21 protein-coding genes are annotated in these 25,355 nt (G+C 61.1%); 9 read left to right on the top strand and 12 right to left on the bottom strand.

The features are described from left to right. Together L972_RS21890 and L972_RS11005 are read right to left on the bottom strand one after the other, a co-directional pair. Window positions 1-294, bottom strand: a 294-nt coding sequence (locus L972_RS21890) for a DUF2076 domain-containing protein (protein WP_231560915.1), incomplete at its 3' end; no start/stop codon positions are given. Between the two features lie 82 nt (window positions 295-376). Continuing rightward, window positions 377-1,309, bottom strand: coding sequence for a LysR family transcriptional regulator (locus L972_RS11005; protein ID WP_047438191.1), 933 nt, complete (start codon window positions 1,307-1,309; stop codon window positions 377-379). Between the two features lie 330 nt (window positions 1,310-1,639). Here L972_RS11005 and xapA point away from each other — a divergent pair, with 330 nt between their 5' ends. From xapA to L972_RS10985, 4 genes are all read left to right on the top strand, one after another. Beyond that, on the top strand, window positions 1,640-2,467 hold the full coding sequence (xapA, locus tag L972_RS11000; protein ID WP_047438189.1) for a xanthosine phosphorylase: 828 nt from the start codon (window positions 1,640-1,642) through the stop codon (window positions 2,465-2,467). 25 nt (window positions 2,468-2,492) lie between these two features. Next, window positions 2,493-3,752 (top strand): NupC/NupG family nucleoside CNT transporter, encoded by a 1,260-nt coding sequence (locus L972_RS10995; RefSeq protein ID WP_047438187.1) that lies wholly within the window; start codon window positions 2,493-2,495, stop codon window positions 3,750-3,752. A gap of 62 nt (window positions 3,753-3,814) precedes the next feature. After that, complete coding sequence (gene deoC, locus L972_RS10990; RefSeq protein WP_052200050.1) at window positions 3,815-4,618, top strand: deoxyribose-phosphate aldolase; 804 nt, start codon at window positions 3,815-3,817, stop codon at window positions 4,616-4,618. Between the two features lie 56 nt (window positions 4,619-4,674). Then, window positions 4,675-5,586, top strand: a complete 912-nt coding sequence (locus L972_RS10985) for a DMT family transporter (protein ID WP_052200049.1) — start codon at window positions 4,675-4,677, stop codon at window positions 5,584-5,586. A 6-nt stretch (window positions 5,587-5,592) separates the two neighbouring features. On the opposite strand, the gene L972_RS10980 is transcribed toward L972_RS10985, so the two are convergent. Next, complete coding sequence (locus tag L972_RS10980) at window positions 5,593-6,606, bottom strand: NAD-dependent epimerase (protein ID WP_047438185.1); 1,014 nt, start codon at window positions 6,604-6,606, stop codon at window positions 5,593-5,595. Further along, complete coding sequence (locus L972_RS10975) at window positions 6,603-7,982, bottom strand: UDP-glucose dehydrogenase family protein (protein ID WP_047438183.1); 1,380 nt, start codon at window positions 7,980-7,982, stop codon at window positions 6,603-6,605. The genes L972_RS10980 and L972_RS10975 overlap by 4 nt, the downstream gene beginning before the upstream one ends. A gap of 243 nt (window positions 7,983-8,225) precedes the next feature. Here L972_RS10975 and L972_RS10970 point away from each other — a divergent pair, with 243 nt between their 5' ends. Further along, on the top strand, window positions 8,226-8,837 hold the full coding sequence (locus L972_RS10970; RefSeq protein WP_005349421.1) for a YitT family protein: 612 nt from the start codon (window positions 8,226-8,228) through the stop codon (window positions 8,835-8,837). Window positions 8,838-8,938: 101 nt separating this feature from the next. Here the strand turns inward: L972_RS10970 and L972_RS10965 are convergent, their stop codons facing one another. From L972_RS10965 to L972_RS10945, 5 genes are all read right to left on the bottom strand, one after another. Beyond that, window positions 8,939-9,985 carry an ABC transporter ATP-binding protein gene (locus L972_RS10965; RefSeq protein WP_047438182.1) on the bottom strand — a complete coding sequence of 349 codons (1,047 nt, stop codon included), beginning with the start codon at window positions 9,983-9,985 and terminating at the stop codon, window positions 8,939-8,941. Further along, window positions 9,982-11,040 carry an ABC transporter ATP-binding protein gene (locus L972_RS10960; protein ID WP_047438180.1) on the bottom strand — a complete coding sequence of 353 codons (1,059 nt, stop codon included), beginning with the start codon at window positions 11,038-11,040 and terminating at the stop codon, window positions 9,982-9,984. The genes L972_RS10965 and L972_RS10960 overlap by 4 nt, the downstream gene beginning before the upstream one ends. Window positions 11,041-11,071: 31 nt before the next feature. Then, window positions 11,072-12,889, bottom strand: a complete 1,818-nt coding sequence (locus tag L972_RS10955) for an extracellular solute-binding protein (RefSeq protein WP_047438178.1) — start codon at window positions 12,887-12,889, stop codon at window positions 11,072-11,074. A 149-nt stretch (window positions 12,890-13,038) separates the two neighbouring features. Further along, window positions 13,039-14,082, bottom strand: a complete 1,044-nt coding sequence (locus tag L972_RS10950) for an ABC transporter permease (protein WP_081990721.1) — start codon at window positions 14,080-14,082, stop codon at window positions 13,039-13,041. A 106-nt stretch (window positions 14,083-14,188) separates the two neighbouring features. After that, entirely contained in the window at window positions 14,189-15,214 is a 1,026-nt protein-coding gene (locus L972_RS10945) for an ABC transporter permease subunit (protein WP_047438175.1), read from the bottom strand. Window positions 15,215-15,713: 499 nt separating this feature from the next. Here L972_RS10945 and L972_RS10940 point away from each other — a divergent pair, with 499 nt between their 5' ends. Then, window positions 15,714-16,634: a L,D-transpeptidase family protein gene (locus tag L972_RS10940; protein ID WP_047438173.1), complete on the top strand. Its 921-nt coding sequence runs from the start codon at window positions 15,714-15,716 to the stop codon at window positions 16,632-16,634. A 101-nt stretch (window positions 16,635-16,735) separates the two neighbouring features. Here the strand turns inward: L972_RS10940 and sppA are convergent, their stop codons facing one another. After that, window positions 16,736-18,580: a signal peptide peptidase SppA gene (sppA, locus tag L972_RS10935; protein ID WP_047438171.1), complete on the bottom strand. Its 1,845-nt coding sequence runs from the start codon at window positions 18,578-18,580 to the stop codon at window positions 16,736-16,738. A gap of 207 nt (window positions 18,581-18,787) precedes the next feature. On the opposite strand from sppA, the gene L972_RS10930 reads away from it, so the two are divergent. After that, entirely contained in the window at window positions 18,788-20,827 is a 2,040-nt protein-coding gene (locus tag L972_RS10930; RefSeq protein WP_047438169.1) for an oxidoreductase, read from the top strand. A gap of 106 nt (window positions 20,828-20,933) precedes the next feature. Further along, complete coding sequence (locus L972_RS10925) at window positions 20,934-21,482, top strand: NAD(P)H nitroreductase (RefSeq protein WP_047438167.1); 549 nt, start codon at window positions 20,934-20,936, stop codon at window positions 21,480-21,482. 520 nt (window positions 21,483-22,002) lie between these two features. On the opposite strand, the gene prmA is transcribed toward L972_RS10925, so the two are convergent. Together prmA and L972_RS10915 are read right to left on the bottom strand one after the other, a co-directional pair. After that, entirely contained in the window at window positions 22,003-22,881 is an 879-nt protein-coding gene (gene prmA / locus L972_RS10920) for a 50S ribosomal protein L11 methyltransferase (RefSeq protein WP_047438165.1), read from the bottom strand. A 523-nt stretch (window positions 22,882-23,404) separates the two neighbouring features. Continuing rightward, window positions 23,405-24,415, bottom strand: coding sequence for a zinc-binding alcohol dehydrogenase family protein (locus L972_RS10915; RefSeq protein WP_047438164.1), 1,011 nt, complete (start codon window positions 24,413-24,415; stop codon window positions 23,405-23,407). Window positions 24,416-24,515: 100 nt separating this feature from the next. Between L972_RS10915 and L972_RS10910 the strand changes: the two genes are divergently transcribed. Beyond that, a partial coding sequence (locus L972_RS10910; protein WP_047438162.1) for a LysR family transcriptional regulator occupies window positions 24,516-25,355 on the top strand: 840 nt, incomplete at its 3' end.

The following is a 25,355-nucleotide window of genomic DNA, read 5'->3' as shown; positions in this document are numbered from 1 at the left end:
CGGCGTGAAGCGCGGGGGCGGGCTGCTTTCGCTACCAAACAGGCCGGAGAGAAAACTGCCACCACTTGGGGCGCTCTGGCTGGCTTCCAGCTCCTTGACCCGCTCGTTGAGGCGAGTAAGGGCTGCCTGCTGAATTAGCAGCGCCTGGGCCATGTAGTAGGGGGCATCGGGCTGCTGGGCCAGATGTTGGCGGATCAGCTGATCCGCTTGTTGGTCTCGCTTGCTATCCCTGGCTTGCGCTTGCTTGAGGCGGTCGAACAGTCCATCGATCAGACCCTGTTCCTGTTGTTGCATCTCAAATCCTCGCTATGGTGCGCAGACAGTGCGTTCAGCCATCCTAAAATCCGCGGGGCATCAGTGGTATCTGATTAACTCATCAATGACCGGAAGGCTGATTCATCTGTTCGCTCATGGTGTCGATGAAGTGGCGGATCGCTGCTGATTGCCCGTCATCTGGCGGGATATAAAGCACGCAGAGATCGGCGGGGATCGCCTGTTCGAGGCGGATGAAGCGGACGTGGGGCCACTTCTGGCGGGCGTAGCTGGCAGGCACCAACGCTACCTGTTGGCTGGTGGCCACCACCGCCATCAGAGTGTTGGGTTCAACCACTTCCTGATTGAGGTGGGGGTAGAAACCCTCTACCAGGCAGGCGTTGATGATGAGATCGGTAGAGGAGGAGTTGGCGCGGCTCATCAGCACGAACTGCTCCCCGGCAAGTTCAGGCAAGGAGACCAGTTTGCGATCTCGCAGCGGATGCTCGTCCGATACCACCAGCACCATGGATTCACGATAGACAGTCTCGGCCAGCAGTGGGTGGATGTTGACGGTATCGGCGAAGCGGGCGAGGCCGAGATCTATCTCATTATTGGCCAGAGCCTGCTTCTGCCGCTCCGGGGAGAGCTCGGTGAAGGTGATTTCGAACACGGGGTAGCGCTGGTGGCACTGGCGGATCACCTCGCCAAAGCCGGCCCAGAAGATGGAGCTGACCAGCCCGATGCGGATCTGGTTGCGCTCCATGCGTCCCGCCTGAACTACCCGGTTAAGGCCACTTTCCAGCACGTCAAACAGCAAAGTGCACTCGGCTTGCAGCAGACGGCCGGTGGCGGTGAGGCTCACCTGGCGGGTATGGCGCTCGAACAGTGTCAGCCCCAGCAGGGATTCGAGTTCCTTTATCTGGGCGCTGAGCGGTGACTTGGAGACATTGAGCTGCTGGGCTGCCCGGCTGAAGTGACCATGACTAGCCACTGCATGGAAGTAGCGCAGCATCTTGAGGGTGACGCGATCGCGCCAGTGACTGTCTAGGGCCAAGTGACCTCCTTCTATTGCTGATAGAGAACCGGGGGCGATCCCCGTCAAAGTTTTCACTGTCCGTGCAGATAGCAGCAGGGCCGCTGCGCGGCGGATGGTCGATCTGCTTCACACCTTTGCCGGGCCGTTTTGACCCTGCCGAATCGGGTTGGCGATAAAACGGGCCCAATCAGCACTACTGATGTCTGTTCCTGCCGTTTGCAGCCATTCCCTTGAGGGTTATTGTGCTGAAAATCGGGATAGTAAGGCCGATTTTAGCGATTTTTATCGCTCAATACCTCTCCTAGAGTGAGCGTCATGTCTCATTCACAGCCTCAAGAGGTACAGCTCATGCAACAAGATCCGGTACTCAACGCCGTCGCCACCATTCTCGCCTGCAAGCCAGGTTTCGCTCCCCGCGCCGCCATGATCCTGGGCTCTGGCCTCGGCGTGCTGGCCGATGCACTGCAGGAGAAGGTCACCATCCCCTATGAGGAGCTGGATGGTTTCCCGGTAAGCACGGTAGCGGGCCACAGCGGCGAGCTGGTGCTCGGCAAGCTGCACGGGGTGGACGTGATCTGCATGAAGGGGCGCGGTCACTACTACGAACACGAAACCATGAAGGTGATGACCACCCCGGTGCGCACCTTCAAGCGTCTGGGCTGCGAGCTGCTGCTGGTGACCAATGCGGCCGGCTCGTTGCGCCCGGAGCGGATCGGAGTCGGCTCTCTGGTCATCTTCAACGATCACATCAATACCATGCCGGGCACTCCCATGACAGGGGCCAATGACGAGGCCTATGGCCCGCGTTTCTTCAGTCTGGCCAATGCCTATGACAAGGCGCTGCGCAGCGAGGCGCTGGCGCTGGCCGAGCAGGAGGGGATCGCCGTCAATCAGGGAGTGTTTGTCTCCTACAGCGGCCCCTGTTTCGAGACCGCGGCCGAGATCCGCATGATGCAGATCATCGGTGGCGACGTGGTGGGGATGTCGGTGGTGCCAGAAGTGGTCAGCGCTGCCCACTGTGCCTTGCCGGTACTGGCCATCTGCGCCATCACCAACATGGCGGAGGGGCTTGGTGACGTGCAGCTCTCCCACGAGCAGACCCTCAAGTGCGCCAAGCTGGCGGAAACGGACTTCATCCGCCTCATCAACGTCTTTATCAAGCACCACTTCCAGTAAGCAGGGAACGACCAGGAGGTCAGTTATGTTTGCAGCAGGATTTCTCGGTATGGCGGTGCTGATCCTCATCGCCGTGCTCGCATCGACCAACCGCAGGGCCATTCGCCTGCGCACAGTGGGGTTGGCACTGGCCTTGCAGGTCGCCATCGGTGCCTTGGTACTCTATGTGCCATTGGGGCGCCGGGCGCTGGAGGGGATGGCTCACGGGGTTGATGCCGTGTTGGCGAGTGGCAAGGCAGGCATCCACTTCCTGTTTGGCAACCTGGTCAACTTCTCGGTGGACGGCATCGGCTTCGTGTTTGCCCTCAATGTGCTGCCGCTGGTGGTGTTCTTCTCGGCGCTGATCGCCGTGCTCTACTACCTCGGCATCATGCAGGTGGTGATCCGCTTCATCGGCGGCGCCATGGCCCGTCTGCTAGGCACCTCCCAGACCGAATCCATGTCTGCGGTGGCCAACGTCTTCGTCGGCCAGAGCGAGGCGCCGCTGGTGGTCAAACCCTACATGCCCAAGATGAGCGATTCGGAGTTCTTCGCCGTCATGTGTGGTGGCATGGCTTCGGTCTCCGGCACCGTGCTGGCGGGTTACGCCATGATGGGGGTCGACATGCAGTACCTATTGGCCGCCTCCTTCATGGCTGCGCCTGGCGGTATCCTGTTCGCCAAGCTGATCATCCCCGAAACCAGCCAGCCGGATTATGTGTTCGACAACAGCATCCAGTTTGACGGCAAGAAGCCGGAGAACGTTCTGGCGGCGGCAGGTGAGGGTGCCAGCAGCGGCCTCAAGCTGGCGGCGGCTATCGGCGCCATGCTGATCGCCATGATCGGGCTGGTGACCCTGGTCAACACCTTGTTGGGTGGGGTGGGGGAGATGGTGGGCATGCCGCTCTCTCTCGAACTCATTCTGGGCTGGATCTTCTCGCCGCTTGCCTTCCTACTCGGGGTACCGCTGGCGGACATCGGCATCGCCGGCGCCATGATCGGCAAGAAGTTGGTGGTAAACGAGTTCGTGGCCTATAGCGACCTATCTCCCTACCTGAAGGATGCCAGCACTGTAGCTGCGGCCGGTCTGCAGGTGCTGGAGGAGAAGTCCAAGGTGATTATCAGCTTCGCTCTGTGCGGCTTTGCTAACCTGGCTTCCATGGGGATCCTGATCGGCGGCCTCGGTACCCTCTGCCCTTCCCGCACCGACTTTATTGCCCGCTATGGCCTGCGTACCGTGCTGGCTGCCACCAGTTCCAACCTGATGAGCGCCGCCATCGCCGGGATTTTCTTCTCTCTGGCCTGAGCGTCCCATCCCTTGTCCAGGGGCGCCGCGGTGCCCCTTCCTCATCCCAACAGGAGCCTTCCATGATTCCAGATACTGTTTTTGAACCTGTCTGTACCTCCACCGAGGCAGCCATACGGGCCATCCGCTTGATGGATCTCACCAGCCTCAACGACGATGACCACGATGCGCGCATCATCGCGCTTTGCCATCAGGCGAAGACCCCATTTGGCCACACGGCCGCAGTTTGCATCTATCCCCGCTTCGTGGCACTGGCCAAGCTCACCCTGGCGGCGCAGGGTACTCCCGAGGTCAGGGTTGCCACCGTGGTCAACTTCCCGCACGGTGACGATGACCCGGCAACTGTGCTGGCTGAGACCCGTACAGCCCTCACAGATGGTGCCGACGAGATCGATCTGGTGATCCCCTGGCGTGCGCTCAAGGCGGGGGACGATATGCCCGCCCGGGCGCTGGTGCGCGGTTGCAAGGCGTTGTGCGGAACTCGGCGGCTCAAGGTGATCATCGAATCCGGTGAGCTGCAGGATCCCGCGCTTATCCGTGCCGCCTCTCTGCTCGCCATCGAGGAGGGGGCCGACTTCATCAAGACTTCCACCGGCAAGGTGCCGGTCAATGCCACCCCAGCGGCGTGCCACATCATGCTGGCGGCCATCGCCGAGTGCGGTGCGCAGAACCAGGTCGGTTTCAAGGCGGCAGGCGGGGTGAAAAGTGTGCAGGACGCTGCGGAGTATCTGGCCATGGCGGCAGCACACTTTGGCAATGAGTGGCTGGTTGCCGAACATTTTCGCTTTGGTGCTTCCAGCCTGCTCGGCCAGTTGCTGGCCACTATTGAGGGCAAGAAGCCGGTTGCTGCCGACGGCAGTTATTGAATTATTCCAATCCAGTGCGGCGCCCGGCGGGGCGCCCCTTTGCACAGGTGCATGCCATGTCCCATCCCCGTTTTCATTTCGTGCAGGCTCACGGAAAGGTGTTGTTGTTCACCCTGCTCATCAGTCTCTCCTTTCCCATCGGTAGCGCCCTCACCGCGGTGCTGGACCCTCTGGTGGTCACCTGGGCGCGCTACTTGCTGGCGGCGCTTACCTTCGTGACTCTACTGGCTTGCCAACGTCGTCTGGTGCAGCCTTCGCTGCGGGATCTGGGGCGTTATACCCTCATCTCGCTGCCGGCCCTCTGCTACTTCGTCGCCATGTTCGTGGCGCTGCAGGAGACCAGCGCCCTCGATGCCAGCGCGCTCTACACCACGGTTCCCCTCATCAGCGCGCTGGCCAGCATGCTTATGTTACAACGCCGCATCGGTTGGTCGATGGCGTTTGCATTGCTGGGGGGAATGGTGGCGGCTGCTCTCATCATCTTTCGCGGTGAGCTGAGCCAGCTGGCGAGTCTGAGCCTCACCCCCAGCAATCGCATCTATCTGCTTGGCTGTGTGGGGATGGCCCTCAACCCCATAGTGGTGAAGCGCTATTACCGGGGGGAGTCGTTTGCCCATCTCACCTGCTGGACTCTGATCTGCGCCACCCTGTTGCTCACTCTGGTGGCAGCGCCGCGGCTGCTGGCGACCGACTGGCAGCAGGTGTCACTGACGCTCTGGCTTGGTCTTGCCTATTTGGCGTTGTTTGCCACGGCGCTCAGCTTCTTTTTGTTTCAGCAGGGGAGTGTGGTGCTGCAGCCGGAGCAGGTCTCGGCCTACACCTATCTGATCCCGGTACTGGTGCTGTTGACCGGCATGTTGAGCGGGGAGGAGGTAATCTGGCGGCAGGTGGGCTGGGGTGTGCTCGGCGTGCTGCTGACCATGGCGGTCATGGTACTGGTGCCTGTTCGGCAGACACGTCGCGCCTGAAGCAGGTCAGCGGGCGTGCCGATAGTAGTCGAGATACCAGCGGACAAACTCGGCAACACCTTGCTTGAGGGGCGTAGCGGGGCGCAGACCGGTGAGGGTGTGTAGCGGTTCGCTGTCGGCCCAGGTGGCGTGCATGTCGCCTGCCTGCATCGGCAGCATCCGCTTGATGGCGGGTTTGCCGAGGGCATCCTCCAGCGCCTCGATAAAGTCGAGCAGCCGCACCGGTTGGCCGTTGCCGATATTGAGGATGCGGTAGGGGGCGGCGCTCTCGGCCGCGCTCTGCTCGCTGGCGTGCCAATCGGAATTGGGGCGGGGCGGCTGATCGGCGACGGCGAGGATCCCAGCGACGATGTCGTCTATGTAGGTGAAGTCGCGGCTGAGATCGCCGTTGTTATAGACGTCGATGGGCTCTCCCGCGAGGATGGCGCGGGTGAACTTGATGATGGCCATGTCGGGGCGGCCCCAGGGGCCGTAGACGGTAAAGAAGCGCAGCCCTGTGGTGGGCAGGCCATAGAGCGCCGAGTAGGCGTGGGCCATCAGCTCGCCGCTCTTTTTGGTGGCGGCATAGAGGGAGACCGGGTGATCCACCTGCTGCGCAGTGGAGTAGGGCATCTGATCCCCCATGCCATAGACCGAGCTGGAGGAGGCGTAGAGCAGATGCTGAATCCCGTGGTGACGACACCCCTCCAGCACCGTCAGCATGCCGGTGAGGTTACTGTCGGCATAGGCGAACGGATTTTCGATGGAGTAACGCACCCCCGCCTGCGCCCCCAGATGGATCACCCGCTCGAAACGGTGGCTGGCAAAGAGAGCCGCCATCGCCTCGCGATCCGCCAGATCCAGCCGCTCGAAGTGAAAATGGGGGAAACTGGCCAGCTGGGCCAGCCGCGCCTCTTTCAGACTCACCTCGTAGTAGTCGTTGAGGTTGTCGATCCCCACCACCTGATGACCTGCGGCGCACAGCTGGCTGGCTACATGAAAACCGATAAAACCGGCGACGCCGGTGATCAGATAGATCATGGTTGAGTCTCCGGGTTGCAACTGGTGTTGGCAGGCTGCTTTTTGGCGGGAAGATGTGGCCGCCCGATGGCGTGATAGTCAAACCCGAGCTCACTGAGCTGGCGGGGGTCATAGAGGTTGCGGCCATCGATGATGACGGGCTGGTTGAGCAGGGCCTTTAGCTGCTGGAAATCGGGGGCACGAAACGCCTGCCACTCGGTGCAGATCAGCAGGGCATCGGCCCCTTCCAGTGCCGCCTCCTGAGTCGGGCAGAGCAGCAGATTCGGCCGCTGGCCGTAGATCTGGCGGGCACGCCCCATCGCCTTGGGATCAAAGGCCTGCACCCGGCCACCGGCAGCCCAGATGGCGGCCAGCAGCGGGCGACTCGGCGCATCGCGCATATCGTCGGTGCCGGGTTTGAACGCCAGCCCCCACAGGGCGAAGGTGCGGCCGCGCAGATCCGGGCCGAAGCGGGCCAGCAGGGTTTGCGCCATCTTCTGTTGCTGGCGCTGGTTGACCTGCTCGACCGCCGCTAAAAGCGGGGCGTCGCAGCCGACACTCGCCGCGGTATGGCGCAACGACTTGATATCTTTGGGGAAGCAGGAGCCGCCGTAGCCGCAGCCCGGGTAGATAAAGTGGTAACCGATGCGGGGATCTGCCCCCATCCCCTGGCGCACCGCCTCTATATCGGCCCCCAGTTGCTCGGCGAGGGCCGCCATCTCGTTCATAAAAGAGATCTTGGTGGCCAGCATGGCGTTGGCGGCGTATTTGGTGAGCTCGGCGCTGCGCAGATCCATCACCACGATCCGGTCGTGATTGCGGTTGAAGGGGGCGTAGAGGGCGCGCAACTGCTCAAGCGCCCGCTCGCTGTCACAGCCGATGATGATGCGATCCGGCCGCATGCAGTCGTTGACCGCCGCTCCCTCCTTGAGAAACTCGGGATTGGCCGCCACATCGCAGGCGAGGGTCAGCCCACGCACGGCCAACTGCTGCTCAATGTGTTCTCTTACTTGCTGCGCCGTGCCGACCGGCACAGTGCTCTTGGTCACCACCAGCTTGGGGCGGCTCATCAGTCGGCCTATGGTGTCGGCCACCGCCAGCACATGTTGCAGATCGGCCGAGCCATCCTCGTCAGCCGGGGTGCCCACGGCGATCAGCAGCAGGTCGGCGTGTGCCACGGCAATGGCGGGATCGACCGTGAAGCTCAAGCGGCCGCTGGCCAGATGACTCTCGACCAGCGGGGCCAGCCCCGGCTCATAGAAGGGGATCTGCCCCAGCCTGAGGGCGGCGATCCGCTCGTCATCCACATCCACGCAGCAGACCTGATGGCCCACCTCGGCCAGAACGGCGGCCTGCACCAGCCCGACATAGCCTGTGCCAAAAATGGTGACCTTCATGAAAAGTGCCTCGTGCTGTGAATGGGGGGATGGCGCGCTTAAACCGCGGCATGCTGCATCTTGGTGCAGCGAGTGTCAATGCCAGATGACAGGCACCAGAATGGGGCGTTCAGCCTGACTGTTGTGATCCTTTTCACAAAAAATAGACTGAACCCCATAACGAAGCCCTGTGGACAGGGCTCGCAGCCCGCCCGCAACGGCAGGCGACAGACACTCTTTCTTTACTTCGCTTGGATACAGGTTATGGACAACACCTCGATTCGCACTGCCCATCCTATTTATGAGGATGTGCTGGCCCTGCTGACGGCGGCCGGCTTTGTTTCCCTCGGCATCTTTCTGTTTCATCAGGTTGGCCTGCTCACCGGCGGGACTGCCGGGCTGGCGCTGCTGCTGCAAAAGGTGACCGGTATCAGCTTCGGCCTGCTGTTTTTCGGCATCAACCTGCCCTTCTATGCGCTGGCATGGCTGCGGATGGGGCCACGTTTTACCTTCAACACCTTCGTCTCGGTGGCGGCGGTCTCCTACATGACCGATCACCTCAACGGGGTGCTGCAGATCGGCAAGATAGAGCCCCTCTATGCGGCGCTGATCGGCGGCACCCTGATTGGTATGGGGCTGCTCATCATGTTTCGCCACAAGTCGAGTCTGGGGGGCTTCAACATACTGGCGCTCTTTATTCAGGATCGCTTTGGCATCCGGGCGGGCAAGCTGCAGATGGGGCTCGATTGCGCCATTGTTGTCGCCTCGTTTTTCGTGGTGCAGCCCTGGATCCTGGCGCTCTCCATCGTGGCGGCGGTTATCTGTAATCTGGTGTTGACACTCAACCACAAGCCGGGCCGCTACCAGATTGCCTGATGAGCGGTAGCCGTGACCCGATAAGACAAGAGTGACCCGATAGCACGAGGCGGCCTGATGGCCGCCTCGTCTGTTTCTACCCTGGGGTTTGTTCGCTGCGCCTAGCTCGCCTGTTCCAGCCTGCTGTCGCCGCTCGTAGTGTTGCCACAGATGGCGCTGCCGCTGATAGCGTGACTACCGACGGCGAGCGGGGTGTGACAGGCCACCTGATGATGGGATTCATCACGCGCCTCAAGCCTTGGGGCCTTGCTTTTGCACAGCTCGGTCGCATGGGGGCAGCGCTGGTGGAAGTGGCAGCCGCTTGGCGGCGAGATGGGGGAGGGCACATCGCCGGTCAGCAGAATGCGCTGGCTGCGCCTGCGCGGGTCCGGTACCGGAATGGCAGAGATCAGCGCCTGGGTGTAAGGGTGGCGCGGCGCCAGATAGAGCGACTGGGCATCCGCCAGTTCGACGATCCGTCCCAGATACATCACTGCAATCCGATCCGAGATGTGTTTAACCACCGACAGATCGTGGGCGATGAAGATGATGGAGAGGTTCATCTCCCGCTGCAGGCTGAGCAGCAGGTTGACGATCTGCGACTGCACCGAGACATCGAGGGCCGAGACTGCCTCGTCGCACACCAGCAGCTTGGGCTTGAGGGCGATGGCGCGGGCGATGCCGATCCGCTGGCGCTGACCGCCGGAAAACTCGTGGGGGTAGCGAGCCACCGCACTGCCCGGCAGGCCCACTTTTGCCAGCAACTCCTGCACCCAGCCGCGGCGCTGCTCAGTGTTGCCTTTACCGTGGATGATAAAGGGCTCCTCCAGGATCTGGCCCACGGTGTGGCGGCTGTTGAGGGATTCTGCAGGGTCCTGAAACACCATCTGCATCTCCTGGCGCAGGGATCGCATCTCCTTCGGGCTGAGGGCGGTGATGTCGCGCCCCTCGAAGGTGATGGTGCCTGCGGTCGGCTCGAACAGCTTGAGCAGGCTGCGTCCGAGGGTGGACTTGCCGCAGCCCGACTCACCCACCAGCCCCAGCGTCTCCCCCTGTTTCAGGTCGAAGCTGATGCCATCCACCGCGTGAACCGTATATTGCTTGCGCAGGAACCCGCCTCCCAGCCGGAAGTGCTGTTTCAGATCCCTGACCGATAACAGAGTGCTCATACGGTCAACTCCTTCCAGTAGTGACAGGCGACATGGTGGCGCGGATTGAGTTGCTCCACCGCCGGAATGGCGCTGATGCAGAGATCGGTCGCATGGGGGCAGCGGTTGGAGAAGCGGCAGCCAGCGGGCATCTCGTGCAGGGCCGGTACCTGTCCCTTGATGGTCTTGAGCAGGCTCTTGGGCTCATCCTCGAGCCGCGGGATCGAGCTCATCAAACCGTGGGTATAGGGGTGACGGGGATGGTCAAACAGTTCGAACACATCGGCCTGCTCCACCGCACGGCCGGCGTACATCACCACCACTTCGTCGCACAGCTCTGCAACCACCCCCAGATCGTGGGTGATAAAGATGATGGCCATCCCGGTCTGGGCCTGCAGCTCTTTCATCAGTTCGAGGATCTGGGCCTGAATGGTGACATCCAGCGCCGTGGTCGGCTCGTCGCAGATAAGCAGGTCTGGCTCGCAGGAGAGCGCCATGGCGATCATCACCCGCTGGCGCATACCGCCGGAGAGGTTGTGGGGATAGACCGCAAAGCGCTGGGCCGGTTCCGGGATCCCCACCTTCTGCAGCATGGCAATGGCCGCGGCTTTGCGTTGGGCCTTGTCATACTCGGGGCGGTGGAGGCGAAACACCTCCATCAGCTGCTCCCCCACCGTCTGCACCGGGTTGAGGGCCGTCATCGGCTCCTGAAAGATCATCGAGATGCGGTTGCCGCGCACCTTGTACATCTGATCCGGCGCAAGCGACAGCAGCTCCTCCCCCTGAAAGCGGATGGAACCGGCGACTACCTGACCGTGGGGCTTGGGCAGCAGCCCCATGATGGCGAGTGAAGTGACACTCTTGCCACAGCCGGACTCGCCGACGATCCCCAGGGTTTGACCGGGGGCCACCTTGAAGCTGACCCCGTCGAGCACCTTGATCTTGCCGTCATCGACGGCGAACTCCACCTCAAGATCGCGTACTTCGAGGATTGGAGCCTGGTGCTGGCCGTTATCAACGGCGAACTCCTCCCCGTTATCCGGTACGTCAAGAATGGGGGCCTGGGTGTTGGGCATAACTGCTGCTCCCTTCGCAAGGGCCTGAATATCAATGACGTGCATAGGTCTTGTCGAGCAGGTTGATGGGCGCCAGCGCCTCCCCTGCCTCCTTGGCGTTGCGGGTCTCTTCCTTCACCTTGGGATCGAGCCAGAGCAGACCGCCACTACTGTGAGGATAACCATCCATCGGCCAGTAGAGCAGATCCGGCGTGTTCTTGGTGGCAGGCACCTCCGGCAGCATCACATAACGCCAGCTGCTGGCCCGCACATAGTTGAGCTGCACCCCGGGCACGAAGATGGCGAGATCATAGATGCGCTGCTGGATCTGCTGGGAGAGCTTGGCCCGCTTGGCCATGTCGAATTCGACATTGTAGGCGTCGATCAGCGCGTCGAGCTCCTTGTCAGCCACGTTGAACAGGTTGTTGGTCTGCGGTTTGTTGGCGTTGGCGGAGTGGAAAAACTCCCAATATTGCGGATAGAGACCGCCGCCGCCCCAGCCGAGCCAGGCCGCTTCGTGTTTCTTCTCCAGCATCACCTTGAAACCGGTGGCGCCATCCACCAGATTGAGCTCCAGATCCAGACCCGCCTTCTTGGCCTCCTCTTTCAGCACGGTCAGCCGCTTGGAGTGCTCCTGACTGGTGTAGGTGAGCGCCAGCGTCAGCCGCTCACCCTTCTCATTTTGCAGGATGCCGTCCGGCCCCGGCTTGTTGTAGCCGCCCTTGGCAAAGTACTCCCGCGCCTTGCCGATGTCATAAGCCCGCTCCGGCAGCGTGATGTCAGTGAACTCGCCAAAGCCCGAGTCAAAGGTGGTGGCTCTGTCATAGTCGCCGCGCAGCACGGTCTCGATCATCTTGTCGATGTTGAAGGCGTGCTGGATGCCGAGGCGCACGTTCACATCCGCCAGCTTGGGGTTGGCCACATTGAGGTGCACACCCTGACCGCCCTGTTTGGTATCGGTCATGGCCATTACCTTCTGCACGTAGCCTTTTTTGTACTCCGGGGTGACCGCTTTTTCATGCCACCAGTTGGGCAGGATCATCTCGAAGGTATCGATCTCCCCTTTCAGGAAGTGGCGGAAGGCTATGTTGTGGTCGCGGATCACCTGCACCTTGATGGTGTCGATGTTGAATCTGTGCTGGTTATAGCGATCGTCTTTTGCCCACCAATCCTTCTGCTTGCTGAAGGTAACCGACTTGCCCTTCTTGACGTCGCTGATCACGTAGGGACCTGTGGTGGGCACCACGGCCCAGTTGTACTGCTTCACCCAGTTGGGGGTCAGCTTGTAGTAGTGCTTGGGCTGGGGCCACAGCTCGGTGGTGTTGAGCAGGTCCATCTTGGCCTTGCGGTTGCCCGCTTTGACCATAATGGTGTGATCATCGATCTTCTCTACCGCTACCACTTCAGTGGTGTAGTAGTTGTTGAACCAGGGCCCCTTGATGTGTTTGGAGCGCATCATCTCGTAGCCGAAGGTGTAGTCATCGGCATTGACCGGCTTGCCATCCGACCATTTGGCGCGGGGATCCAGCTTGAAGTAGACGGTCTGGCTGTCTGGCGCGATGGCCCAGTGGGTCGCGAGCGAGGGGATGGGGTTGCCGGTATTGGGGTGAAAGCTGATGAGTCGCAACTGGTTATCGAGAATAAAGGAACGGAACGATCCGTTGGAGTCAGGCCCCACGGTGCGAAACGTCAGCGGAAAGCTCTCCACAAACATATTGAGGCTGCCGCCCGACAGCGCCTTGGGGGAGGCGAACACAGGATCCGTGTCGTTGGTCTCCCATTTGAGATCCGCGGGCAGGCTGGCCGCCCAGACCCAGGATCCGTTTACCAGCATAAAGAGAGCACCTATCCATTTGATTTTATTTTTCATGTTTGACTTCTAGGTCTGGCCCCTGCACTGGGGGTCTTGATTGATAACGGGATTATCCCTTGCTCCCGGGACCGCCGATGGCGGCGGCCCGTCCTTCATTAATCACTGTTCGTTATCCGGCGCCTGCCGATGCGCTGGCATCGGCTGGCTTATTGGTAACGGGTAAATTTACGTGGATCGAACGCCTCGCGGATCGCCTCACCGATAAAGGAGACCATGATCAGCACCAGACTCACCGCTGCCACCACCGAGCTGACGATCCAGATGGCATCCAGATTGTTGATGCCCTGGGAGAGCAGCTCTCCCCAGCTCGGGGTAGGCGGTGCCAGCCCGAAGCCCAGATAGTCGAGTGCCGTCAGGGTCGAGATATTGCCCACCACGGCAAACGGCGCCAGGGTGACGATCATCATCAGGGTGTTGGGCAGGATATGGTTGAAGATGATCCGCCCGGTGGTTGCCCCTTGTGCCCGCGCCGCCATCACATAGTCCCGCGCCCGCTCCTTGTAGGTGAGAGTGCGCATATACCAGGTGATCCCCATCCAGCCGAACAGCACGTTGATGGCGACAAACAGGCCGAAGTTGGGCTTGGCCAGCGACACAAGGATCATGATGACGTAGAGGAAGGGCACCTGGGACCAGATCTCGATAAAGCGCTGCAGCACAAGGTCAAACCGCCCGCCGAGGAAACCCATCATGCAGCCGATGGTGACCCCGATGGCGTAGCTGGCCACCAGGGCGATGAAGGCAAAGCCGATGGCGATGCGAAAGCCGTAGACCAGCCGTGCCAGCACGTCGCGGCCGCTGGTGTCGGTGCCGAGGAAGTGACGATCGGCCGTGCTCGGGGCGTAGGGCGGGTAGGCATCCTCCTTGAAGTCCTGTTCGTAAGGATTCCAGGGCACCAGCGGTAGCAGCACCCAGTCCCCTTTTCCTTCCTGCACGAACTTGGTCTGCAACTGGCGGTAGTTAGTCTCGTACTCGTAATCGAGCCCGAAGTGCTGACCCGGGATCACGTCGCCATAGGTGGGGAAGTAAAGCTGGCCCTGATAGCTCACCATCAGCGCCCGGCTGTTGACCAGCAGCTCCGCCAGCAGGGAGAGCACCACCAGGGTGGTGAAGATGATAAAGGAGTAGTAGCCGCGTTTTATCGATTTGAAACGCTTGAGTTTTTTCAGGGTGACAGGGTTCATGCTCACTCTCCAAACCGCACGCGGGGGTCGACCGACAGGATGGCAACACAGATATCGGTGACGATAGGGCGCATCATTAAACTGGCCGTGGCTAGCGACAGGTAACTCATGCTCACTCTCCAAATCGCACGCGGGGATCGACCAGGGCGACACAAATGTCGGAGACGATATTGCCCACCAGCATCAGCATGGAGGTGATGGCCAGTATGCCCATCACTGTGGGGTAATCCCGTTCGACGATCGCCTCGTAACCGAGCAGGCCGATGCCGTCGATGTTGAAGATAGTCTCGATGAGGAAGGAGCCCCCGAAGAAGACGGTGAGCACGGACCCCAAGTGGCTCGCGATGGGGATCAGGCTGTTGCGCATGGCGTGATCGGTGACCGCCTTGCGAAACGGCAGCCCCTTGGCCACGGCGGTGCGCACGTAATCCGCCGACAGGTTCTCCATCAGGCTGTTCTTCATGGTCATGGTGAGGATGGCGAAATCCCCGATGGCATAGGCGATGAGCGGCAGCAGGGCGTGGGCGAAGACGGTGCGGATCTGATCCCAGCTGCTCTCCATGTATTCAAAATCGTCCCCCGGGAAGCCCCCCATGGGCAGCCACTCAAGATGGAAGGCGAAGACGGTGATGAGGAAGATCCCCACCACGTAGGCAGGTAACGCATAGGCCATGTAGATGAGCATGGAACTTAACGAATCGAAGCGGCTGTTGTGCCTGAGCGCCTTGGCCACCCCGAGTGGGATGGAGACGGCGTAGCTCAGCAAGAAGGTCGCCAGCCCGAAGAAGGCGGTGACCGGTAGTCGCTCCTTGATGAGATCCCACACCGGCTCGTAGTAACGGGTCGACTCCCCCAGATCCAGTACCACCAGCTTCTGCAGCCACTCCCAATAGGCAACCAGCATGGGCTTGTCGAGCCCGTAGAACGCCTTGAGTTCCTCGATCTGTTCGTCAGAGAGCGCCTGGGCCCCCTTGCTGCCACTGGAGCGACCGCTTTCGTTCTGCGACACCTGTGCCTGCAGCAACATGCGTTCGACCGGGCCGCCCGGCACGAAACGGGTGATGGTGAAGACGAGCAGGGTGATACCGAGGAACGTCGGGATGATCAAAAGCATCCGGCGTAGAAAGTACGACAGCATGATGGAACCTCGTCCTTGTTGTTCTTTTTTGTGGCTAGTCACATCCGGTGACAGGCCTGTCTTTGTGGGCCTGCTCGGTTCAATCTTGCCCACCAGTGATCATTGGTAAATATAAACTCATGCCAGATCAATAAAATAATCGTCCAAAGGCCAGTCATCTGGATTTGGTATTGTCTGGTCCTGAAAGACGTTCCCTCTATTTGTTAGGTGGGACGCTCGGTAAACCTAGCCGCCAGATATGGGTTATCCCCCGTTTCGAGTCTGTTCATCAATTGATCATCTGAACCTTATTAAAGTCATGTTGATGATGTCGACAATGACTGGATTGCCGATAAGCACTTTTAGTAATAAAAGCAACATATCGAAGTTGAAATTTTGGCCGACACAGGAAAGAATGCGCGCTCGGTTATTGGCCTGTGATGCAGGTTGACCCGCCACCGGCAGACCGAGGATGACAGGGCCGTCGGCCCATTGGTACAGGAAACCATACAGGAATTTTATGAATCCCCTTCGCACTGCCGCTTCGGCCCTTTTATGCACACTCGCACTGGTCAGCCAACAGGCCGCCGCCGTCGAGTACCGTCTGCCTACGGCCAACAGCCGTCTGATCGGCGAGAACCAGGAATATGTGGTGCCCGCGGACAACCGTCCGCTGGAGCAGATCGCCTCTGACTTCCAGTTGGGTCTGACCAACATCATGGAAGCCAACCCCGGGGTCGATCCCTACCTGCCCAAGGCAGGCAGCACCCTGATCATTCCCCATCAGCTGATCCTGCCCAATGCACCCCGCGAAGGGATCGTCATCAACGTGGCCGAGATGCGCCTCTATTACTACCCGAAAGGCAAGAACGTGGTGCAGGTGCTGCCCATCGGCATCGGCCAGCTGGGGGTAAACACCCCGGAGAACTGGATCACCAAGGTGGAGCGCAAGCGCGCCAACCCGACCTGGACCCCGACCGAGAACATCCGTCGCCGCTACGCCGCCCAGGGCAAGACCCTGCCTGCGGTCTGGCCGGCCGGTCCTGACAACCCCATGGGTTTGCACGCCCTCTATATCGGCAACCTCTATGCCATCCACGGCACCAATGCCACCTTCGGCATCGGTCTGCGGGTGAGCAGCGGCTGCGTCCGTCTGCGCGCCGACGACATCAAATACCTGTTCGACCACGTGCCGGTCGGTACCCGCGTTCAGTTCGTCAACCAGCCGGTCAAGACCACGGTCGAGCCGGATGGCGGTCGCTACATGGAAGTGCACGAGCCGCTGTCGCGCACCGAGGAGGAGTTCAACTCCACCGCCGCTGTGCCGCTGCCCATGACCCCGGCCACCACCCGCTTCATCGCCCACGCCGACTCTGACTCCAATGTGGTCAAGCAGGTGCTGGAGCAGCGCACCGGCATGCCGACCCGCCTCAATCCCTGATGAGGTCAGTGCCTTTCAAGAAGGCCTGGGCAGGCTAACGAAAACGGCGACCATCGGGTCGCCGTTTTTTATGGCTGGCGTCTGAGCGCCATCAATTGGGGTTACTGCACGCAGACCGGGCAGAAGGCGTAGGTGCCCTGCGGGTCGTTGAAGCGCGTGAGGGGATCCAGGTTGCGCTTCACCTCCACCATGGCCTTGCCAAATCCGGCTGGCAGCCAGCTTTGCAGGTACGGTGCCAGCGCCTGGGCGCTGCTGTCGAACAACTGGCGCAGGAACTTGTCCCTGGCTGACTCTTCCTGTTCGATGGGGCTTACCTGCCACTCCTTGAGATTGGCGAGGTCGGCGGCGGCCTTGAGGGCATCGCTGAGGTTGCCGAACTCATCCACCAGACCCAGTGCCTTGGCATCCTCACCGGTCCAGACTCGCCCTTCGGCGGCTTTTTCCGCCTCTTCCGGGCTCAGACCGCGCCCCTTGCCCACCAGAGCGACGAAGCGCTGATAGGTATCCTCCACACTCAGCTGGATGGCCTGGCTGACGTGCTCGGGCAGGGCTCGGGTCAGACCGACGCCGACGTAATCCGTGGTGCCGACGCCATCGGTATGCACCCCGTACTGGGAGAGTGCCTTGTCGATGGTGGCAAACATGCCGAACACCCCGATGGAGCCGGTGAGGGTGGTGGGGGAGGCGAAGATCTTGTCCGCATCGGCGGAGATCCAGTAGCCACCGGAGGCGGCATAGCTGCCCATGGAGATCACTACCGGCTTGCCGGCCTGTTTCAGGGCCAGCAATTCGGCGCGGATCTGCTCGGCGGCGAAGGCGCTGCCGCCGGGGCTGTCGACCCGCAATACCACGGCTTTTACCTTGTCATCGCGGCGGGCATCGGCCAGCAGCTCGGAGAGGCTGTCTCCGCCTATGGTGCCGGCGGGTTGCATGCCGTCCATGATGGCGCCGCTGGCGACGATGAGGCCCACTTCGTCCTTGCCGCTCTGGGGATATTGCTCGGGAATGGCGGCCAGATACTCCTTGAGGCCGACCCCTTTCCAGCCGTGATCCTCGTCTTCTCCCACCTCCTTGATCACCGCCTGGGTCATCTCGTCACGGGTGGCGAGCTGATCCACCAGGCCGTTGTCGAGGGCGTAGTTGGCGGCATTGCCACCGGCCTTGCGCAGCAGTTCGAGGAAGTGCTCCTTGCCCGGAGCCACGATCTCCGGATCTATCTCCCGCTGGTTGGCCACGTCGGCAACATAGGATTGCCACAGCTGATCCAGCCAGCGCTGGTTCGCCTCCTTGCTCTCGGGGGACATGTCATCCCGGGTGTAGGGTTCGACGAAGGATTTGTAGGTACCGACCTTGAACACATGGGGGGTGATGTTGAGTTTCTCCAGCGCCGACTTGAAGTAGGTCTGGTAGACGCCCAGACCCTCGATCACCACGGCACCGCTCTGGTTGAGCAGCACGTGGTCGGCGTGAGCCGCCAGCAGGTATTGCCCCTGGGTATAGAAGTCGGCCATGGCGATGACCGGCTTGCCGCTCTCCTTGAAGGCATCAATGGCGCTCGCCACCTCCTGCAATTTGGAGAAGCTGGCGCCCTGCAGTCCCTGTGGCTTGATCACCAGCGCCTTGATGCGATCGTCATCCTTGGCGTTGTGAATGGCCCACAGCAGCTCGGAGAGCACGATCTCGCTCGGCCGCTCGTCGCTGCTGTCCATCTGGCGCAGCAGCTGCACAGTGGGGTCTGTCTGGGAACGCTGCTCGACCAGCACGCCGTTGAGGTTGAGAGTGAGCGCCCCTTCGATGGGGGCCACCGGAGCCTCTTTCTGGCCGAAGCTGGCGATGATGACCAGCACGACCAGCAGAAACAGCAGATTGACCAGCATCAGGCGGGTGAAGTTGAGCAGACGCCACAGGCTGCGGAACAACCAGCCCAGGCCTTTGAAAATAGACATAGTCGCGTTATCGCCCTGTTAATGGGGGAGGAGGGGCCATTATTAACCAGTTGGGGGCGAAATTGCCATTTCCGGCTGGTGGATCCGGCGCCAGGGATTCAGGACACGGCTGTGCGCTGAAAAATTGTCCAAACATTTGTTTGAAAAAGAATTTTCGATTCTTTACTCTAGCTCCACATTGATAACAAAAAATTAACTGGAGGCCCTGTGAGTCGTTATCCAACCCTGCTGACCCCGCTCGATCTCGGCTTTACCCAATTGCGCAACAGGGTATTGATGGGTTCGATGCACACCGGCCTCGAAGAGGAGAAAGGCGGCTTTGACAAGCTGGCCGCCTTCTATGGCGAACGCGCCCGTGGCGGGGTCGGCCTCATCGTGACCGGTGGTATCGCCCCCAACTTGCGCGGGCGTCTGGTGCCTCACGGTTCCCAGCTGAGCTTTCCCTGGCAGGTTGCCAAACACAAGAAGGTGACCCGGGCAGTCCATCAGGAGGGGGGCAAGATAGCGCTGCAGATCCTCCATGCTGGCCGTTACGCCTATCACCCCTTCAGCCTGGCACCGAGTGCCCTCAAGGCTCCTATCTCCCCGTTCAAGCCGCGCGCCATGAGCGAGCGGCAGATCCACGGCACCATCCGCGACTTCGCCGCCACCGCCGCGCTCGCCAGGGCGGCAGGTTATGACGGGGTCGAGGTGATGGGGTCGGAAGGCTATCTCATCAACCAGTTCATCTGCGAGCGCACCAACAAGCGCACCGATGGCTGGGGCGGCAGCAGCGAAAACCGGATGCGTTTCCCAGTGGAGATAGTGCGTGCCATCCGCGAGCGGGTCGGCCCGGATTTCATCATTATCTTCCGTCTCTCCATGCTGGATCTGGTGGAGCAGGGCTCGACCCTGGAAGAGGTTATAGCCATCGGTCAGGCGCTGGAGCAGGTGGGGGTGACCCTCATAAACACCGGCATCGGCTGGCACGAGGCGCGCATTCCCACCATCGCCACCAGCGTGCCGCGCGGCGCCTTCAGCTGGGTGACGGCGGAGCTGAAAAAACACCTCAAGGTGCCGCTTATCACCACCAACCGCATCAACACCCCCGAGGTGGCCGAACGTATCCTTGCGCAGGGGGACGCGGATATGGTCTCCATGGCGCGCCCCTTCCTGGCCGATCCCGAGTTCGTCATCAAGGCCGCCGAAGACAGGGCGGACGAGATCAACACCTGCATCGCCTGCAACCAGGCCTGCCTGGACCATATCTTCAAACAGAAGCGCGCTTCCTGCCTGGTCAATCCGCGCGCCTGTTTCGAGACCGAGCTGACGTTTGGCCGGGTGCCCCAGCCCAAGAAGCTGGCGGTGGTGGGGGCCGGTCCGGCCGGACTCGCGTTTGCCTGCTACGCCGCCGAGCGCGGCCATCAGGTGAGCCTGTTCGATCAGGCGAGCGAGATAGGCGGCCAGTTCAACTTCGCCAAGCAGATCCCGGGCAAGGAGGAGTTTCACGAGACCCTGCGTTATTTTGCCAAACGGCTGGAGAAGTGCGGCGTCGAGCTTTATCTCGGCCAGCGCCAGAGCGCCGAGAGCCTCTTGGGCGGCGGCTTTGACGAGGTGATCCTCGCCACCGGCATCCGCCCGCGCACTCCCAATATTCCTGGCATCGAGCATCCCAAGGTGTTGAGCTACCTGGACGTGCTGCGCGATCACAAGCCGGTGGGCGAGAAGGTGGCGGTGATCGGTGCCGGCGGCATAGGTTTCGATGTGGCCGAATACCTGGTGGAGAAAAGGGTGGCGCAGTCATCCCACGGGGACGGGGATCTTCGTCGTGACCACTGGCTCAAGGAGTGGGGCATCGACAAGCAGCTTGCCGAGCGCGGTGGCTTGACGACCCCGGAAGTCGACGCCCCCGAACGCCAGATCTGGCTGCTCCAGCGCAAGGAGAGCAAGGTGGGTGACGGCCTTGGCAAGACCACTGGCTGGATCCACCGCACCGTCTTGAAGAACCGCAAGGTGCAGATGCTCTCCGGGGTGCAGTACCTGCGTATCGACGACGAGGGTCTCCATATCCAGGTGGGCGACAAGCAGCAGTGCCTGCCGGTGGATCAGGTGATCATCTGCGCCGGGCAGGAGCCGCTCAAGGAGCTGCAAGTCGGCCTGCAGGCCGCCGGCAAACCGGTGCACATCATAGGCGGCGCCGATGTGGCGGCGGAGCTCGACGCCAAGCGGGCGATCCGTCAGGGGGCGGAGCTGGCTGCCGTCATCTAGGTACCAGGCACTTTGGTCATGTCATAAACCCCTGAGCCTCAGGGGTTTTCTTCATGCGGTGCTGTGCTAAGGTAGCGCCATCATAGCCCCAGACAAGGAACTGCCCATGGATGCCCTCCACCTGTTGCTCAATCGCCACTCCTGTGGCCGTCTGGCCGAGCCGGCGCCTGCCGGCGAGGTGCTCGACAATATTCTCAAGGCCGGGCTGCGGGCGCCGGATCACGGTACCCTGACCCCCTGGCAGTTCATCCTGTTTGAAGGGGAAGGGCGCGAGCGGCTCGGTACCCTGCTGGGAGAGGCTGCTCGTCGCCGGGGTGAAGATGACGAGAGCATCAGGAAGTGTCAGGAGGCGCCGCTGCGGGCCCCGCTGGTGGTTGCCGTCGCGACCCGTTATCAGGAACACCCCAAGGTGCCGAAACTGGAGCAGGAGCTCTCCGCCGGTTGCGCCCTGATGGCGATGCAGATGGCGGCTCAGGCGCAGGGATTCAACGGCATCTGGCGCTCCGGCTGGTTCATCTTCGATGAGCAGATCAACCAGGGATTGGGGCTGGGGGCAGAGGATCAGCTGGTGGGCTTCCTCTATCTCGGCACTCCCATGCTGGAGGCGCGCAAGCTGCGTGAATTACCCCTCGGCGAGTATGTCCGCCGTTTCTGAGTCGCTGACTCTGCTTCGATAGTCTCGGACAAAGCCCTGATCCATCAGGGCTTTTTTTGGCAAACTTCGGATAGTAACCAGAGTGGCCACTGAAAATAAATGGGGGCAGATCGGGATGACGGGCCGTAGCAGGGAATTTTTTAAATAGTGAGATACGCCTCTCAATCCTGGTGTATTTAGCTATGTAAAACGTTTGCGCATCCATTAATATCCCCCTGCCAGTTTAGAAGGGCATCCCTTCTAATTTTTCTGCGATGAGAGTCGCAATTCCGTAGCACCTTTTTAAACAGCCCAACGTCCTCGTGACATTGGGCTTTATTTTTATGGTGTTTTCAGCCGTGTTCTGGCAATTCTCATGGCCTGATATCCGCCACTCTCCACGCCATCTGCGCGATGAAGTTTTTCCCTGGTCCTGGTGCGTGAAGCAGCATTGCGAGCGGATAAACGGGGCGAGCAGGCGAGCAAATAGAACAAGGGCACCCGAAGGTGCCCTTGTCGTCGTCATGCTGCCTTTTCGCTATCAGCCGTGTTTGCGGCCGGATAGGCGGCACCACTCCTCTTTCACTGCGGTCGGATCCATTTCGAACCACTGACCGTAGATAGTCTCCAGCTCGGGGGCCTGGCTCTCCAGCACGCCGGAGAGGGCCATCAGGCTGCCCGGCTTGCCCAGACCGGCGATCAGCGGCGCCAGCTCACGTAGCGGGCCGGCCAGGATGTTGGCGACCACCACGTCGGCCAGCAGCCCTTCCGGTTGCTCGGCGGGCAGATAGAGCTCGATCTGGTCGGCGACGCCGTTGCGCTCGGCGTTGTCACGGCTGGCCTGGATGGCCTGCGGATCGATGTCGATGCCGATCACCCGGGCGGCGCCGAGTTTCAGGGCGGCGATGCCGAGAATGCCGGAACCGCAGCCAAAATCCACCACGGTTTTGCCGGCCAGATCCAGCCCGTCCAGCCACTGCAGGCAGAGGGCCGTGGTGGGGTGGGTACCGGTACCGAACGCCAGACCCGGATCCAGCATGACATTGACCGCCTCGGGGTCCGGCACATCGCGCCAGCTCGGGCAGATCCACAGCCGCTCGCCAAACTGCATGGGGTGGAAGTGATCCATCCACTCGCGTACCCAGTCCTTGTCTTCCAGCTGCTCGACCTTGTAGCCGACGTTCTCGCCGAAGATCTGCTGGAAGAAGGCGATGGTGGGGGCCGGATCGGTTTCGGCGTCGAACAGACCCATCACCTCGGTCTCGCCCCACAGCGGGGTTTCGCCGGGCATGGGTTCATAGACGGGCACATCCTTGGCATCCATAAAGGTCACCGCCTGGGCACCACGCCCCAGCAGCATGTTGCTCACCTTGTCTGCGGTCTTGGCAGTGGCGTTGATTCGAATTTGTATCCAGGGCATGGCGTCGACTCTTCATAAATGTGAAACCGCGGGATTCTACCATCATGGGGCTTTGCTGTCGTGGTTTGCCCATGGGGTGTGGTGGAGCAAGGCAACTTTGCCAAGTTGGCATGGTTAATGTATTCCCCAATGGGTGACGGGAAGCAACCTGTTCCCGCTGAATGCTTTGCTCTAGGAAAGTTCCGTCATTGCTTGGCCACCTTCGGGTGGCTTTTTTTGTTTCAAACCGATGGCGTGAGAGTGGCATGGGACTTTGAATAGTCGGAGAGAGGGGAAAGTCTGCAATAAACGGCGTATTGGCACACAAGCTGCAAAAGCCAATCTGTCCTGCAAAGGATGTGTGTGTGATTGTTACCCCAATGTTCAGGTATTTAGGGCCATTCCGACGGAATGGCCCCTTTTTTATGTCATCTCTTCAATCATGTCGCGCCTGATTGCCGGACAACCGACCGGCCCTGTGCCTTGATGGGGCTTGCCGTTGGTGAAAATACCCCAGCTTGGTGCGTTTTTTACCTCCAAGGGACTAGAAGCCGCTCATATCGATCACCAGCTTGCCCATCATGCGGCCGGCTTCCAGCTCGGCATGGGCCCGGGCCAGGGTGGCCGGTGTCAGTTCGGGCAGCGTGTGGGTCAGGGTGCTCTTCAGCACGCCCTGATCCACCAGGGTGGCAACCTGTTGCAGCAGCCTGTGCTGCTCGATCATGTCCGGGGTCTGGAACAGGGAGCGGGTAAACATGAACTCCTGGCTGAAGGTGGCGCTCTTGCTCTTGAGCAGGGAGAGATCCCAGGGATCTTTCGATTCGGCGATGGTACAGATGTGACCGAACGGGCGAATGAGATCTGCCATGGCTTGCCAGTGCTGCTCGGTGGCATTGGTGCAGAAGATGGCGTCCACCTGATCGATGCCAAGGGCGGCCAGATCCGATGACAGGCTGTGATGACTCACTACCTGATGGGCCCCCATCTGCTGGCACCAGTCGCGAGTCTCGGGGCGAGAGGCGGTGGCGATCACTTCCATGCCGGTGAGCTGGCGGGCCAGCTGAATGGCGATGGAACCCACTCCGCCAGCGCCGCCTATGATGAGCAGCCGGCCAGTGCTCTTGCGAGTGAGGCCAAGGCGCTCGAACAGGGCCTCCCAGGCGGTGATGGCGGTCAGCGGCAGGGCGGCGGCCTCCACGTTGCTCAGACTGGTGGGGGCGAGGGCGGCGATGCGTTCATCCACCAGTTGCAGAGCGCTGTTGCTGCCGGGGCGACTGATGTCACCGGCGTACCAGACCCGGTCGCCTGTCTTGAACAGGGTCACCTCGCTGCCGACGGCGACAACCTCACCCACGGCATCCCAACCCAGCACGCGGGGGCTGCTCTCAACCTTCTCCTTGGGGGCGCGCACCTTGGTGTCGACCGGGTTGATGGAGGTGGCGTTGACCCGCACCAGCAGGTCGCGCGGGCCCGGCGTCGGGTCGGGCAGGCTGGCCTCGATGAAGCAGTGGGGGTGATCGCTTGGCAGGTAGTGAGTCAGGGCGATGGCTTTCATGGCAGTTCCTTTCAAATCGGTTGGAGGGGGATTGCCAGCCACTCTAGTCTGTCTGATTATTCGGATTAAGATGGGTAATTGGTAAAGACTGTTTGAATATATGAACAATGTCGAACTGGAATTGATGGGGCTGTTTGCCACCGTGGTGGAGCAGGGCAGCTTTACCCGGGCGGCCGAGCTGCTCGGCATGCCAAAGTCCTCGGTGAGCCAGAAGATCTCGCGGCTTGAGTCACAGCTTGGGGTGCGGTTGCTTCAGCGCACCACCCGCAGGCTCAGCCTGACCCCTCAGGGTGAGATCTATGTAGAACACTGCCGCGGATTGCTGACCCTGGCCCGCAGCGCCAATCTGGCGATGGCGCGGCTTCGCAGCGCTCCCGCCGGCCGGGTGCGGATCACTGCGCCCGAGGCGACCGGCACCTTGCTGCTTGGCCCTATCCTGGCCGAGTTTCGCGCCCTCTATCCCGAGGTGGTGCTGGAGCTGACCCTGAGTGACGAGCAGCTGGATCTGGTGGGGGAGGGGTACGATCTGGCGCTGCGGGCTGCGCCGCTAAAGGATTCCAGCCTCATCTGCCGGCGCATCGGCGAGGTGGCCCGTTATCTGGTGGCCTCTCCCGGTTATCTGGCGCGCCACGGCATGCCGCAGCGGCAGGCCGAGCTGGCGCACCATGTCTGTCTGGTTCACACCGCTCTTCCGGTGTGGCCATTGCAGGAGGGGGGCTGGCGACCGCAGGGGGCTTGTGCCAGCAACAGCCTGCTGGCGCTGCGGGAGCTGGCGCTTCATGACGGGGGAATCGCCCTGTTGCCGCAGCATGTTTGCGAGAGCGGGCTGGCCAGCGGGAAATTGCAGAAGATCCTGCCCATGATCCCCATTCCCACTAATCCGTTTTACCTCATCTACCCGAGCCGGGAGCACCTGGCTCCCGCACTGCGCAGCCTGATG

Source organism: Aeromonas sp. ZOR0001, assembly GCF_000801015.1.
Taxonomy (GTDB): Bacteria; Pseudomonadota; Gammaproteobacteria; order Enterobacterales; family Aeromonadaceae; genus Aeromonas; species Aeromonas veronii.
Note: the sequence above shows the minus strand (reverse complement) of the source record. Positions and strands in the feature narration are given on the sequence as shown.

Excerpts from the sequence above, each read along its gene's own strand:
- xapA (WP_047438189.1), top strand. The coding sequence starts at position 1,640 with ATGCAACAAGATCCGGTACTCAACGCCGTCGCCACCATTCTCGCCTGC.
- L972_RS10995 (WP_047438187.1), top strand. The coding sequence starts at position 2,493 with ATGTTTGCAGCAGGATTTCTCGGTATGGCGGTGCTGATCCTCATCGCC.
- deoC (WP_052200050.1), top strand. The coding sequence starts at position 3,815 with ATGATTCCAGATACTGTTTTTGAACCTGTCTGTACCTCCACCGAGGCA.
- L972_RS10985 (WP_052200049.1), top strand. The coding sequence starts at position 4,675 with ATGTCCCATCCCCGTTTTCATTTCGTGCAGGCTCACGGAAAGGTGTTG.
- L972_RS10980 (WP_047438185.1), bottom strand. The coding sequence starts at position 6,606 with ATGATCTATCTGATCACCGGCGTCGCCGGTTTTATCGGTTTTCATGTA.
- L972_RS10975 (WP_047438183.1), bottom strand. The coding sequence starts at position 7,982 with ATGAAGGTCACCATTTTTGGCACAGGCTATGTCGGGCTGGTGCAGGCC.
- L972_RS10970 (WP_005349421.1), top strand. The coding sequence starts at position 8,226 with ATGGACAACACCTCGATTCGCACTGCCCATCCTATTTATGAGGATGTG.
- L972_RS10965 (WP_047438182.1), bottom strand. The coding sequence starts at position 9,985 with ATGAGCACTCTGTTATCGGTCAGGGATCTGAAACAGCACTTCCGGCTG.
- L972_RS10960 (WP_047438180.1), bottom strand. The coding sequence starts at position 11,040 with ATGCCCAACACCCAGGCCCCCATTCTTGACGTACCGGATAACGGGGAG.
- L972_RS10955 (WP_047438178.1), bottom strand. The coding sequence starts at position 12,889 with ATGAAAAATAAAATCAAATGGATAGGTGCTCTCTTTATGCTGGTAAAC.
- L972_RS10945 (WP_047438175.1), bottom strand. The coding sequence starts at position 15,214 with ATGCTGTCGTACTTTCTACGCCGGATGCTTTTGATCATCCCGACGTTC.
- L972_RS10940 (WP_047438173.1), top strand. The coding sequence starts at position 15,714 with ATGAATCCCCTTCGCACTGCCGCTTCGGCCCTTTTATGCACACTCGCA.
- sppA (WP_047438171.1), bottom strand. The coding sequence starts at position 18,580 with ATGTCTATTTTCAAAGGCCTGGGCTGGTTGTTCCGCAGCCTGTGGCGT.
- L972_RS10925 (WP_047438167.1), top strand. The coding sequence starts at position 20,934 with ATGGATGCCCTCCACCTGTTGCTCAATCGCCACTCCTGTGGCCGTCTG.
- prmA (WP_047438165.1), bottom strand. The coding sequence starts at position 22,881 with ATGCCCTGGATACAAATTCGAATCAACGCCACTGCCAAGACCGCAGAC.
- L972_RS10915 (WP_047438164.1), bottom strand. The coding sequence starts at position 24,415 with ATGAAAGCCATCGCCCTGACTCACTACCTGCCAAGCGATCACCCCCAC.